This window comes from Tumebacillus sp. BK434 (genome assembly GCF_004340785.1).
Classification (GTDB): domain Bacteria; phylum Bacillota; class Bacilli; order Tumebacillales; family Tumebacillaceae; genus Tumebacillus_A.
This window is the reverse complement of the sequence record NZ_SLXS01000001.1, coordinates 831318-845675: the sequence shown is the minus strand read 5'-3', so window position 1 is coordinate 845675 and position 14358 is coordinate 831318. Positions and strand designations below refer to the sequence as shown.

Sequence of the window (14358 nt, the reverse complement as noted above, 5' to 3'; positions counted from 1 at the left end):
GTGGCGGAGACGGAAAAACAGTTTACGCTGGAATGCTGTTCGAGCAATGCGTTTTTAGATGATATCGCGGTGGTGGACTGGCTGTCCTCCACCTACCCGGAGCTGGCGATCGAACCGGACGGTTGTCTCGACCGCTGCGGGATCTGCATGCGCTATGCGTACGTGGTGATCAACGACGATTTCCTGTATGCCAATAGCGTGGGCGAGCTGAAAGACCAGATTATCAACTACATCGAAAGCCATCGCCAAGGGCTGGCCGACGCCAAACAGCTGCTCGACGGCGGTCAGCAGACCGAGTAATAAACGAGTGTGCAAGGTGGGAAGAGGATGGAGCTGCGTGAGGTTGCGGAAGCGGACTATGCGTACGTGATGCGGGTGATCGACAGCTGGTGGGGCGGACGTCCCATGGCGGCGATGCTGCCCAAGCTGTTTTTTGTCCATTTTCGGGATACGAGCTTCGTGCTGGAAGAAGCGGGCGAGATCGTGGCCTTTCTGATCGGTTTCGTCTCGCAGACGTTTCCAAACGAGGCGTATATCCATTTTGTCGGCGTGCATCCGGAGTACCGGAGCATGCGCCTCGGCAACCGCTTGTATGAAACGTTTTTCCAGCGGGTGCAGGCGCGGGGCTGTGACACGGTGCGCTGTGTGACTTCGCCGGTCAATCAAGGGTCGGTCGCCTTTCATACGCGGATGGGCTTTGCGATTGAAAAAGTGGCGGAGGAGTACGACGGGCAGGGGCAGAGCCGCGTGCTGTTTGTGAAGAAGATAGGGGAAACCACCGCTGTGTAGGCGGTGGTTTTGTTTGTTTAGAGCAACCAGAAAGTCAAAGTGGAGAGCAGAGTCGAAGTGACGGCGATGATCAAAAGCGGGCGCAATGCTTTGGCGCGCAGGTCGCGGAGGGCGACATTGAGGCCGAGGCCGACCATCGCCATGGCGAGCAGGAGCGTGGTCAGCGTGGAGAGGATCTGGAGGACGTCCGCCGGCAGCGGGAACAGCGTTCCGGCGATGCTGAGCGCAAGGAAGCCGAGCAGGAACCACGGGAACTCGATCGGTGCGGAAGTCCCCGCTTTTTTACGCTGCCAAAACAGCAGCAGGAAGGAGGACGGGACGAGCAATAGCACGCGGCCGAGCTTGGCGAGCAATGCGAGCGCCACCGCGTCTTGCCCGGCCGGGGCGGCGGCGAGCGCGACGTGGGCCAGCTCATGCAGCGACAGGCCGGCCCAGATGCCGTATACGCCGTCCGCGAGCGGAAGCACCGGGCGCAACAGCACATAGCCGACCGCAAAAAGCGTCCCGGTCAGCGCGATGATGCCGACGGAGAGGGCCGAGTCTTCCTGCTTGCTGCGCAGGATCGGCGTCACCGCCGCGATGGCGGCCGCGCCGCAGATGCCGGTGCCGATGCCGAGTAGCAGCGACAAAGAAAAGTCGGCTTTCCACCACTTGGCGAGCAGGACGGTCAGCCCGATCGCAAACAGGATGACCAGCGCGTCGAGCGCCAAGAGCGGCAGGCCTTTGCTGATCAAGAGCTGCAGGTTAAGTTTGAGGCCGTACAGGATGATCGCGAGGCGCAGCAGGCGCTTGGAGGAAAATTGGATGCCGCTGCGCAGCGTGTCCGGGTAGCCGAATTTTTGCCGGTAGAGCACTGCAAGCAAGATGGCGCAGGCCAGTGGACCGATCTGGCTCAGGCCGGGCAGTTGGGCGAGTCCGAAGCCGAGCAGCGCGAGCAGGAGCGTAAACAAGATGCCAGATATAAAGGGCAGATGGCGGTGGTTCGGGAGCCGGAGTTTGGCGATGATATCCATCATGATCCCCTTCTTTCGTCCGTAATGTGCTATCTTGAGTATAGAGGTTGTCAGAAATGATTTGAAATCGGAACTTTTAATGCGATCCATAAGCAATGCTAATCATGGGACGAAGTTGCAGGAAGGGGGGATTCGCGATGACACAGCCTGTGAACACTCCGCAGCCGCCTTACTACGCGGTCATCTTCACGTCGCAACGCACAGCAGGCGACAATGGCTATGGGGAGATGGCGGAACGGATGGTGCGGCTGGCCGAGCAGCAGCCCGGCTTTTTGGGCGTGGAAAGCGCGCGCGAGGAAGGACTTGGCATCACCGTCTCCTACTGGGAGTCGCTCGCGGCGATCAAGGCGTGGAAAGAGAACGTCGACCATCAGCAAGCGCAGGCGAAAGGCCGCAGCGACTGGTACAGCCGCTACGTGACGCGCATTTGCAAAGTAGAGCGGGACTATTCATTCAACAACTAGCAAAAGGCTCCCTGGGCAGGGAGCCTTTTTGATGTGCGCAGTTATGCGATTTTCGTTTCCAAGTCTTCATCGGTGCCGTTGTTAAACGCTTCGCGGTCGAATTCGCCTTCGGAGTTGGCGATGATCAGCGAGGACACGGTCGTGCCGGTCGCGTTGATTGCGGTGCGGGCCATGTCGATGATCGCGTCGATGCCGAGCACCAGCGCAAAGCCTTCCAGCGGCAGACCCAGCGAGGTCAGCACGACGGTGGTCGAGATCGTCGCCGGACCGGGGACGCCAGCCGTGCCGATCGAAGCGATCATCGCCGAACCGACGATCAGCAAGTAGTCGGTGAAGCCGAGGTCGATGTTGAAGACACGGGCGACGAAGATCGCCACGATCGCCGGGTACAGACCGCCGCAGCCGTTCATGTTGATCGTGGCGCCGAGCGGCGCGACAAACGATGCGATCTTTTCAGACACTTTGACGCGCTTGGTGATCACTTCCATGTTCACGGGCAGCGTCGCGTAGGAGCTGCGCGTGGTGAACGCGACGGCGATGACCGGGTAGATTTTCTTCAGGAAGCGCAGCGGGTTCACGCGCGCCACAAACGTCACCAGCGAGCCGTAGGTGATCACAAAGTGCAGCAGGCAGGCCACATAGACGGCGAGGATCACTTCGCCGAGCGGCAACAGGGATGACAAGCCGTATTTGGCCGCCATCGAGGTCATCAGGCCGAAGACGCCGTACGGGGTGAGGGCGATGACCAGTTTGACGACGCGGAACATGATTTTCGCAAACGAGTTCAGGAAGTCCATCACCGGCTGCACCGTCTCCGGCTTGCGGGAACGCTCGATCAGGATCGCGACGGCGAGGAACAGGGAGAAGATGATCACCGGGATCACCTTGCCGTTCGCCATCTCATTGACCGGGTTGGACGGCACGAGGTCGAGCAAGACTTTGTCGAACGTCGGGATCTCGCGCGCTTCAAACGACGCGTCTTTCACAAATTGCACACCGGCGCCCGGATCGATCGCCAGGGCGACCAGAATGCCGATCACCGCCGCGATCCCCGTGGTGGCGAGGAAGAGGGCGACCGTTTTCAGACCGAGTTTGCGGAGTTGGGTCGGATCGGTCAGTTGGGTGACCGCCGTGATGATCATCGCGATCACCAGCGGCATGACGATCATCTTGATCAGCGAGACGTAGATCGAGCCGATCGTGCCGACTTTCTGCGCCTCCTCACCAAAGATTGCCCCGAGCCCGACACCCAGCAGCATCGCGAGGATGACACGGGTGCCGAAGCCGACTTTTTTCGCTTTTAAGAAATACAAGAAGATCAGGATAACAAGCGCAATCAACAAGCTTGCCAGCATGTTGGGCACCTCCCATTCAAAAGTTGATAATGATGCTCGGATTACTTGGGAATATGATAGTCACAATTTTGTCGGAAGTCAACAGCTGGACAATTAAAACAATAAATCCGTCAATTGCTTCAATCTGAAACGAGACTAACGAAGCCGAAAAGCTGGGGTAAATTTTTAGGAATGCAATCGCAATAAAAACTTTAGAACTTCAGGAAGGTTTATGCATGTTTAACAAAGAAATAGATCAGATAGAGAACAATTACGAATTCGATGAGAATGCACTAAGACTGTGATCTGGCTAGGAGGTCTTCATGATGAACCATACAGGAAACCAGACGGCTGTGGAAGGAGCATTCACGTTTCCTGCATCGTTTGCCCAGCAAAGGCTGTGGTTTCTGGACAAGCTGATGCCGGGCAGCGCGATGTATAACATTCCGTTTGCCATTCGGATGCAGGGGCAGTTGAATGTCGACGCGCTCAAGCGGAGTCTGGAGGAGATCGTGGCGCGCCACGAGACGTTGCGCACGGTATTTGCGGAAGAGAACGGCGCGCCGATGCAGGTCGTATACCCGCAGATGGCGTTCGCCATGCCGTTGCTCGACTTGCGCCGTCTGCCCACCGAAGTGCGGATGGACAAGGCGCACGATCTGGCGCGGGAGGATGCGAACCGCCCGTTCGATCTGACCCAAGGTCCGCTGATGCGGACGACGCTGCTGAAACTGGACGAGCAGGAGCATGTCCTGCTTTTGAATATGCACCATATCATCTCGGACGGCTGGTCGTGCGGCGTGATGATGAATGAGATGGCCGTGCTGTACGAAGCGTTTTCCGGCGGCCAGTCGTCACCGCTTGTGGATCTGCCGATTCAATATATCGACTTTACCGCCTGGCAGATGGAACATCTCTCCGGCGCTGAGTTGGACCGTCAGCTTTCCTATTGGAAGAAACAGCTCGGTGATCATCCGCCCGTGCTGCAGTTGCCGGCCGACCGTCCGCGCCCGGCGCTGCCGAGCCATCAAGGCGGGTCGCTGCGCTTTCAGCTGAGCAAAGCGCTGTCTGACAAGCTGGCGCAGCTGAGCCAGCAGGAAGGCGCCACGCTGTACATGACGCTTTTGGCGGCGTTTTCCGCGCTGCTCAGCCGTTACACCGGGCAGACCGACATCGCGGTCGGCACGCCGATCGCCGGGCGCAACAACGGGCAGATCGAAGGGCTGATCGGCTTCTTCGTCAACACGCTCGTCATGCGCACCGACCTCTCCGGCTTGCTGACGTTCCGCGATCTGCTCGCGCGCGTCCGCCAGACGGCGCTCGATGCGTACGCGCATCAGGACCTGCCGTTTGAGCGGCTGGTCGAAGAGGTGCAGCCGGAGCGCAACATGAGCTACACGCCGCTGTTCCAGACGATGTTTGCGCTGCAAAACGCGCCCTCCGGCTCGCATCAGCTGCCGGGCCTGGAGATGAGCACGCTGGACACGGGCGACCGCACAGCAAAATTTGACTTGAACATGGGCTTGTCGGAGCATCCGGAAGGCATCTCCGGCAGCTTGGAATACAGCACCGACCTGTTTGACGAATCGACGATCGCCCGGATGACCGATCATTTCATCAACCTGCTGGAAAGCATCGTCGCCAACCCCGGTCTTCAAGTGGCCAAACTGCCCCTGTTGACCCAGGAAGAGCTGCATACCCAACTGATCGACTTTAACCAAAACAAGGTCGACTATCCGGAGGAGACCGTACCCGCGCTGTTTGCGAAGATCGCCGGCCAATATCCGGACAAAGCGGCGGTGTCGTTTGAAGGCAGCGTGCTGACCTACCGCGAGCTCAGCGAACGCGCCAACCAGCTCGCGCACGTCCTGCAGCGAAAAGGCGTCGGACCTGATGTGCTCGTCGGCCTGTGCATGGAGCGGTCGCTGGAGATGATCATCGGCCTGCTCGCGATCGTCAAGGCGGGCGGTGCTTATGTGCCGCTCGATCCGGCTTATCCGAAAGACCGCATCGCCTACATGCTGGAAGACAGCGCCGTTGGTGTCCTGCTGACTCAGGAGAAACTGCTCCCGGAGCTGCCTGACCACGGCGCGGAGATGATCTGCCTCGACCGCGATTGGCATCTGATCGCGGCGGAGAGCCCGGCAGCGCCTGACGTATCGATCACGCCGAATCATCTGGCGTACATGATCTATACGTCCGGCTCGACGGGCCGACCGAAAGGCGTCCTGATCCCGCACCGCGGCGTTGTGCGCCTCGTGATAAACAGCGATTACCTGATCTTCGGCGCGGAGGAAGTGTTCCTGCAGATCGCGGCGATCTCCTTCGACGCGGCGACGCCTGAAGTGTGGGGCGCGCTCCTGCACGGCGCGAAGCTGGTCGTCTTCCCGGCGCAGACGCCGACGGTCGACGAAGTGGTGCGCGTGCTATCCGAAGAGCAGATCACCGTGGCGCTGCTCACCTCGGGTCTGTTGCCACAGCTGGCAGAAGCGGATCTGAGCAGCATCGGCCACCTCAAACTGCTCTCCGTGGGCGGCGATGTGATGTCCTCCCCGCACGCGAAGAAATTTTTGCAAAAGCTGCCCGGGTGCATTTTGGCAAACGCGTACGGGCCGACCGAAAACTCGGTCGCTTCAACCACAAACTGGCTCACCGCTGCAGAGCAGGTCACGCCGGTTGTGCCGATCGGGCGGGCGATCCGCAACAATGAGCTGTACGTGCTCGATCTGCATCGCCAGCCGCTGCCGCTCGGCGTGCCGGGCGAACTGTATGTCGGCGGCCCGGGTCTGGCGCGCGGGTATCTGAACCGCCCGGAGCTGACCGCTGAAGCGTTCATTTCGCATCCGTTCCGCGCAGACGGTTCCCGCCTCTACAAGACGGGCGACCTGGTCCGCTTGCTGCCAAACGGGATGCTGGAATTCATGGGCCGCATCGACCACCAGGTCAAAGTGCGCGGCTTCCGCATCGAGCTCGGCGAGATCGAGGCGGTGATCGGCCAGCAGGAAGCGGTCAAAGAAGCGATCGTCATCGTCCGTGAAGACGTGCCGGGCGACAAGCGGATCACCGCTTATGTGGTGCCGCACGGCGCAGACGTGTCGGTGGCGGAGCTGCGCACCCGCGCGAAAGAACTGCTGCCGGAGTATATGGTGCCGTCCGCCTTTGTCGTGCTCGCCGAAATGCCGCTGACTCCGAACGGCAAGATTGACCGCAAAGCACTGCCGATGCCCGATGGCGCGCGTACGGAAGAACAAGCATACGTGGCGCCGGTCACAGACGTTGAGCAAAAATTGGCCGAGATCTGGGCCGACATTTTGCGCGTTGACCGCATCGGGCAGCAGGACAACTTTTTTGAAATGGGCGGACACTCGCTGCTGGCGACCCGCCTGATGTCGCGCGTGCTCGATGACTTCGGCGTCGACCTGCCGCTGCGCATGCTGTTCGAAGCACCGACCTTGTCCGAACTGGCCGGCCGCATCACCGAGGCGCTGGGCAGCGGTGCGGTCGCGGCGGAGCAGGGTCCGCTGCACGGCGTGCGCGCGGAGGATGAGGAAGAGGAGGATCAAGGCTACCCGACCTCGTTCGCGCAGCAGCGCCTGTGGTTCCTCGATCAGCTGATTCCGAACTCGCCGCTCTACAACATCCCAATGGCCTACCGCGTGTACGGGCCGCTCGATGTGGACGCCTTGCGGGCCAGCTTCAACGAGATCGCCCGCCGCCACGAAACGCTGCGCACGACGTTCCGCATGCGCGGCACGATGCCGGAGCAGGTGATCGCGCCGGAGCTGGAACTACCCGTGCCTTTGACCTCGATCGAGCATCTGCCGGAAGCGGAACGGGAAGCGGAAGTGAAGCGCCTCGCCGACGCCGAAGCGCGACAGCCGTTCGATCTCAGCACAGGACCTTTGGTGCGCGCCAAGCTGGTGCGCCTGTCGGAAAACGATCACCTGATGATGTTCACGATCCATCACATCATCGCTGACGGCTGGTCGTATGGCGTCCTGATCAGCGAACTGACCCAGCTGTACCAGGCGTTTGTCAAAGGGCAGCCGTCGCCGCTGCCGGAGCTGCCGCTGCAATACGCCGACTTTGCGGTGTGGCAGCGCAACTACCTGCAGGGCGAAGTGCTGGAAACGCAGCTCAACTACTGGCGCAAGCAGCTCGGCGGCACGCTGCCGATCCTTGAGCTGCCGACCGACTTCAAACGCCCGGCTGTACAGACGCACGTCGGGGAAGGCTTGCATGTCACGCTGCCCAAAGAGCTGATGCACAAGCTGCAAGCGCTGAGCAAACAGGAGGGCAGCACGCTGTTCATGACACTGCTCGCCGCGTTTAAGGCGCTGCTGTTCCACTACACGAAACAGGACGACATCCTGGTCGGCACGCCGATTGCGAACCGCAACCGCAGCGGCATCGAAGGGCTGATCGGATTCTTCGTCAACACCTTGGTGATGCGCTCCGACCTGTCGGGTGATCCGAGCTTCCAAGAGATGGTGCAGCGGGTGCGCGGCACAGCGCTGGAAGCGTATCAGTATCAGGATGTGCCGTTCGAGAAGCTCGTCGAAGAGCTGGCGCCGGAGCGCGACCAGAGCCATTCGCCGATCTTCCAGGTGATGTTCGCTCTGCAAAACTTCGCGGCGGAAGGCTCGATGACCGACGAGATCCAGCTGGTCGGCGTATCGCAGGAGAGCAAGACGGCGAAGTTCGACCTGCTCTGGACGATGGCCGAGCGGGAAGACGGGCTGTCCGTCTCGCTGGAATACAATGTGGCCTTGTTCACCGGGGCTACGATCGAGCGGATGGCGCGCCATTTCCGGACACTGCTCGAAGCGGCTGTGCAAGACCCGTCGCTGCCGATCTCCGCGCTGCCGCTGATGAGCGCAGAAGAGGAGCAGCAGGTGCTTACGCTGTCGAACGGCATCTCGCTCGACTACGCGGATGGCCTCTGTGCGCATCAGATGTTTGAAGCGCAAGTCGTTCGCACGCCGGAAGCGGTGGCGGTCGTGCTGGAGCAGGAGCAGCTGACGTACGCTGAGCTCAACGAGCGGGCGAACCGTTTGGCGCATCACCTGAAAGCGCGCGGCGTCGGCCCGGAAGTCCTCGTCGGATTGTGCATGGAGCGATCGATCGACCTCGCCGTGGCGACGCTTGGCATTATGAAAGCGGGCGGAGCGTATGTGCCGCTCGACCCCGCGCATCCGAAGGACCGCATCGGTTTTATTTTGGAAGATGCGCAGGTTGGCGTGCTGGTCACGCAGGCCGGCCTGGTCGAACACCTGCCGACCGACGGTGTGAACGTGGTCGCAGTCGATGGCGACTGGCCGGAGATCGCCCAGCAGCCGCCGCACAACCCGAACAGCGGTGAGACGCTGGACAACGCCTTGTACGTCATCTACACTTCGGGCACGACCGGCAAGCCGAAGGGCGTCATGATGACACACCGCCCGCTGCGCAATATGATCTCCTGGCAGCTGGAGGAGACGCCGTATGCGTTTGGCGAGCGGACGCTGCAATATGCGTCGATGACTTTCGACATCTCGTTCCAGGAGTACTTCTGCACCCTGTCGACCGGCGGCACGCTGGTGCTGGTCAGCGAAGAGGTGCGCCGCGATCCGGTGCGACTGCTCGGCTATCTGGCCGCAAAAGGGGTACACCGCATCTACCTGCCGTTCGTCGCCTTCCAACAGCTGTGCGAAGTGGCGGAAGGGCTGCCGGAAGCGTTGCCTTTGCAGTTGAAAGAGATCACCACTGCAGGCGACCAACTGCAGACCACCCGCCCGGTGCGCAACTGGCTGGCCAGCCTCGAAGGTTGCCGTCTGTACAACCAGTACGGCCCGACCGAGTGCCATGTCGTCACGTCGTACACCTTGCCGCTGGAGCAGGAAACATGGCCGCTCCTGCCGCCGATCGGACGCCCGATCGGCAACACGCAGATCTACATCCTCGACCCGTTGATGCGCCCCGTGCCGGTCGGCGTGCCGGGCGAAGTTTATATCGGCGGCATGTCGCTGGCCCGCGGCTATCTGGGCCGCGACGAGCTGACCGCCGAAAAATTTGTCGCCGATCCGTTCAGCGGTAAGCCGGGCGCCCGCCTGTACCGCACCGGCGACCTGGCCCGCTATCTGCCGGATGGGAACATCGAGTTCTACGGCCGAATCGACACACAGGTCAAGATCCGCGGCTACCGCATCGAGCTCGGCGAGATCGAGACGATCCTCGGTCAGCATCCGGGCGTGCTGGAAACGGTGGTCATGGCGCGCGAACAGACGGAAGGCGGCGCGAAGACGATGCTCGTTGCCTATGTCGTGCTCGACCAAGAACAGGAACCGAGCACGCATGAGCTGCGCAGCTTCTTGAAAGAGCGCCTGCCGGAGTACATGGTGCCGCAGCTGTTCATGGCGATTGACGCCGTGCCTTTGACGCCGAACCGCAAGATCGACCGCAAAGCGCTTCCGGCGCCAGACGGCCTGCGCCCGGAGCTGAACGAGAGCTTCGTCGCGCCGCGCACGGCGACCGAAGAGCTGATGGCCGGCATCTTCCGCGACGTGCTGAAAGTGGAGCGCATCGGCATCCACGACCACTTCTTCGACATGGGCGGGCACTCGCTGCTCGCCACGCAGATGATCTCGCGCATCCGCCAGGTGTTTGGCATGGAGCTGCCGGTGCGCGCGCTGTTCGAAGCGGCGACGGTGGCGAGCCTCGTCGACTACATGAAACGCCACAGCGAGCTTGCCACAGGTGCCGCGGCGCCGCCGATCGTCCCGGTGGGACGCGACCGCGATCTGCCGCTGTCCTTCGCGCAGCAGCGCTTGTGGTTCATCGACCGCCTGACTCAACAGTCCAGCTACAACATGTTCAGCGGAGTGCGCTTCAAGGGCGACTTGAACGCAGAAGCGCTGGAGCGCGGGCTGCAGGAGATCGTGCGCCGGCACGAAGTGCTGCGCACCACCTTCTCGCTGGTCGACGGAAGCCCGGTGCAAGTGGTGCATGCCGACATGATCCACGAGCTGGAAAAAATCGACCTGCGTAAGCTCCCGGAGGCAGAGCGGGAAGCGCAAACCCTGCGCCTCGCCGAACTGGAAGCCCGCAAGCCGTTTGACCTGAGCCAAGGTCCTTTGTTCCGCTCGACGATGCTGACCACAGCAGATGACGAAGCGGTGCTCCTGTTCACGATGCACCATATCGTCTCGGACGGCTGGTCGATCGGCGTGTTTGTCAGCGAACTGGGCGACCTGTACGCGGCGTTTGCGGAAGGCAGACCGTCGCCGCTGCCGGAACTTGTGGTGCAGTATGCCGACTTTGCGCACTGGCAGCGCGCATGGCTGGAAGGGGACAACCTGCAGGCGCAGCTGGCGCATTGGAAAGACAAGCTGAGCGGCGCGAAAACGGTCTTGCCGCTGCCGCACGACCACCCGCGTCCGCCGGTGCCGACTTTGCGTGGCGGCTCGCATGCGCACCGCCTGTCCAAAGAGCTGACCGATCAGCTTCAGGCTTTGTGCCAACAGGAAGGCGTCACGATGTACATGACGCTGCTCGCTGCGCTGAACGTGCTGCTCTATCGCTACACCGGGCAGGATGACATTCTCGTCGGCTCGCCGATCGCCGGACGCAACCGTTCGGAGATCGAGCCGTTGATCGGCTTTTTCGTCAACACGCTCGTCCTGCGCACCGACCTGTCCGGACAGCCGACATTCCGCGAGCTTTTGCAGCGCGTCCGCCAGACGGCGCTCGACAGCTACGCGCATCAGGATCTGCCGTTCGAGCGGCTGGTCGAAGAGGTGCAGCCGAACCGCGACATGAGCGTATCGCCGCTGTTCCAGGTGATGTTCGCCGTGCAAAACGCGCCGATGGGCGATCTGTCGCTGCCGGGCGTGACGATGTCGGCGCTCGAAGCGGGCGGCGGCGTGGCGAACTTCGAGTTGGCCCTGATGGTCTACGAGTCGGAAGAAGGGCAACTCCACGCCTTCAACTACCAGGCCGACCTGTTCGAGGCGGCGACGATCGAGCGCATGGGGCAGCATCTGCAATCGCTGATCGCTGCACTGGTTGCCGATCCGGACCGCAAGATCGCCGAACTGCCGCTGCTGAGCGCAGCGGAAGCGGAGCAGCTCGACGCCTGGAACCCCGGTGCGCTCGAGTTCCCGCAGGACAAGTGCGCGCATGACTTTGTCGCCGTACACGCGTCCCGCACGCCGGAGGCGGCCGCTGTCGAGTACGGCGGCGAGAGCTTGACCTATGCGGAGCTCGATGCCCGCGCCAACGCGCTGGCGCACCGTCTGCAAAGCCTTGGCGTCGCGCCTGATGTGCTGGTCGGCGTGTGCATGGAGAAGTCGCCGGAGTTCATCGTCTCGCTGCTTGCCGTGCACAAGGCAGGCGGAGCGTACGTGCCGATCGACCCGGCGCATCCGCAGGACCGCATCGCCTACATGCTGGAAGATGCCGGGCTGACCGTGCTCTTGACCAAAGAGCATCAGGCGCCGAACCTGCCCGCCACAGGTGCGGCCGTCGTCTGCGTCGACCGGGAAGACAGCTGCGCCGGATATCCGGCGACCGCACCGCAGACGGCGGTACAGCCGCATCATCTCGCGTACCTGCTGTACACGTCCGGCTCGACCGGCAAGCCGAAAGCGGTGATGATCGAGCATCGCCAACTGGTCAGCACCATGTGGGCGTTGATCGGCGAGTTTGGCTATGACAGCAGCACGTGCAAGCTCTCGGTGACGACGATGACGTTCGACATCAACGTAGCAGAGATCTGGGCACCGCTGTTTGTGGGCGGTACGACCGTGCTGCTCGCCAAAGAGCAGGTGTTGAACATCCCGCAGCTCGTGCGCGAACTGCGCAGCTCGAACGTCTGCATGTCGGTGCCGAGCCTGATGCGCCATGTCGCACAGGAGATCTTGCAGCAAGGCGCGCCGGTCACGTCGCTTGGCACGCTGTTTGTCGGCGGCGAAGCGGTGCCGGCCGACTTGCAAGTGGTGCTGCGCCAAGCGTTCCCGAACGCCCGTGTCGTCGTCGCCTACGGGCCGACCGAAACGACGATCCTCTGCACCTTCCACGATGCGGAAGTACAGACATCGGAGCGTCTCGTCATCGGCCGCGCGCTGAGCAATGCCAAGCTGCGCGTCTATGACGCACAGGTCGCGCGCGTGCCGCTCGGCATCGCCGGCGAACTGTACATCGGGGGCGCCGGTGTCGGCCGCGGCTACCTCGGTCAGCCGGAGCTGACAGCAGCGCAGTTCGTCGAGCTGGACGGCGAACGCTGGTACAAGAGCGGTGACTTGGTGCGCTTTCTGCCGAACGGGGATGTGGAATTCCTCGGCCGAATCGACCATCAGGTCAAGATCCGCGGATTCCGCATCGAGATCGGCGAGATCGAATCGCTGCTCACCGCTCACCCGCAGGTGGCGCTGGCGACGGTCGTCGCGCTGGACGATCTCCACGGCGAGAAGCGTCTGGTCGCCTATGTGGAGGCGGAGGCAGCGGAAGGTTTGACGACGGAGCTGCGCGGACACCTGCGCCAGTCGCTGCCGGAATATATGATCCCGTCAGCGTTCGTCGTGATGGAACACCTGCCGCTCACAGACAACGGTAAAGTCGACCGCCGCGCCCTCCCGGTGCCGGAAGAGCTCGGCATTGAGCGCGAGATCGAATTTGTCGCCCCGCGCGATGAACTTGAGACGGAGCTGGCCGCGATCTGGGAAGAGCTGCTTGGCGCCGCGCCTTCGGTGAAAGACGACTTCTTTGCGATCGGCGGGCATTCGCTGCTCGCGGTGCGGATGATGGCGCTGATCGAACAGCGCCTCGGGTTCAGCCTGCCGCTGTCCGTTCTGTTCCAGGACGGTACGATCGCGGGCCTTGCCGAGCTGCTGCGCCAAGGCGTCGGCACGCGCACCGGCACGTCGCTGGTGCCGGTGCAGGCCACAGGCAGCAAGCCGCCCGTCTTCTTCGTCCATCCGGTCGGCGGCGGGATCTTCTCCTACTTCGAACTGGCGCGGCGCTTGGGCGCAGACCAGCCGTTCTACGGCCTGCAGGCGCTGGGCTTCGATGATGACAACCTGCCGCTTTCGACATTCGAAGAGATGGCGGCCTGGTACATCGAGGAGATCCGCCGCGTGCAGGCGGAGGGCCCGTACCGTCTGGGCGGCTGGTCGCTCGGCGGCGCGATCGCCTTCGAGATGACCCGTCAACTGCGCGCGCAGGGAGAAGCGGTCGAACTGCTGATCATGCTCGACACGATGGCGCCGGTGGAACAAAACCGCGCAGAACCGATGGATGACCTCCGCGCCTTGATGAATTTTGCCGGCGATCTGGCCGGCACGAGCGGATTGGACTTCTCGAACTTGGGCGAAATGTCTGCGCAGTTGGAGGCGCTCGGTGCAGAGAATGCCCTGGAGATGATCTATCACTCGGCGATGTCGACAGGCAGCTTGCCGCCGGGACTGAAGTTCGATCATGTGCGCCGCCTGTACAAAGTCTTCAAAGCGAACACCGACGCCATGACCTCCTACGAGCCGGCAGACGGTCTGGATGAAGCGGTGCGCGTTGCCTTCTTCCGGGCGAGCACCACGCCCGAACTCGCCGATTTTGACCATATCCGCCAAGACCCAACCTACGGATGGAGCCAGCTGTGCTCCAGAGTGGAGGTCAGCGAAGCGGAAGGACACCACTTCAGCATCTTGCAGCAGCCGCACGTCCAGTCGCTGGCCGAGCGCCTGCACAAGTACCTGGAGCAGGTCAAAAGCGTGAGCCAATAACAAC

At 62.0% G+C, this 14358-nt stretch carries 6 protein-coding genes; 4 read left to right on the top strand and 2 right to left on the bottom strand.

Going from position 1 to position 14358, the window contains the following annotated elements:
* A complete protein-coding gene (locus tag EV586_RS02635; protein ID WP_132943515.1) occupies positions 1-300 on the top strand; it encodes a YuzB family protein in 300 nt (99 codons plus the stop codon).
* 27 nt (positions 301-327) lie between these two features.
* Positions 328-789 carry a GNAT family N-acetyltransferase gene (locus EV586_RS02630; RefSeq protein WP_132943514.1) on the top strand — a complete coding sequence of 154 codons (462 nt, stop codon included), beginning with the start codon at positions 328-330 and terminating at the stop codon, positions 787-789.
* 17 nt (positions 790-806) lie between these two features.
* On the opposite strand, the gene EV586_RS02625 is transcribed toward EV586_RS02630, so the two are convergent.
* Positions 807-1805 carry a YeiH family protein gene (locus tag EV586_RS02625; protein ID WP_132943513.1) on the bottom strand — a complete coding sequence of 333 codons (999 nt, stop codon included), beginning with the start codon at positions 1803-1805 and terminating at the stop codon, positions 807-809.
* 134 nt (positions 1806-1939) lie between these two features.
* On the opposite strand from EV586_RS02625, the gene EV586_RS02620 reads away from it, so the two are divergent.
* Positions 1940-2266 carry an antibiotic biosynthesis monooxygenase family protein gene (locus EV586_RS02620; RefSeq protein ID WP_132943512.1) on the top strand — a complete coding sequence of 109 codons (327 nt, stop codon included), beginning with the start codon at positions 1940-1942 and terminating at the stop codon, positions 2264-2266.
* A 41-nt stretch (positions 2267-2307) separates the two neighbouring features.
* On the opposite strand, the gene EV586_RS02615 is transcribed toward EV586_RS02620, so the two are convergent.
* Complete coding sequence (locus EV586_RS02615; RefSeq protein ID WP_132943511.1) at positions 2308-3621, bottom strand: dicarboxylate/amino acid:cation symporter; 1314 nt, start codon at positions 3619-3621, stop codon at positions 2308-2310.
* Positions 3622-3926: 305 nt separating this feature from the next.
* Here EV586_RS02615 and EV586_RS02610 point away from each other — a divergent pair, with 305 nt between their 5' ends.
* Positions 3927-14354, top strand: a complete 10428-nt coding sequence (locus tag EV586_RS02610; protein ID WP_165898185.1) for a non-ribosomal peptide synthetase — start codon at positions 3927-3929, stop codon at positions 14352-14354.
* Positions 14355-14358: the final 4 nt, after the last annotated feature.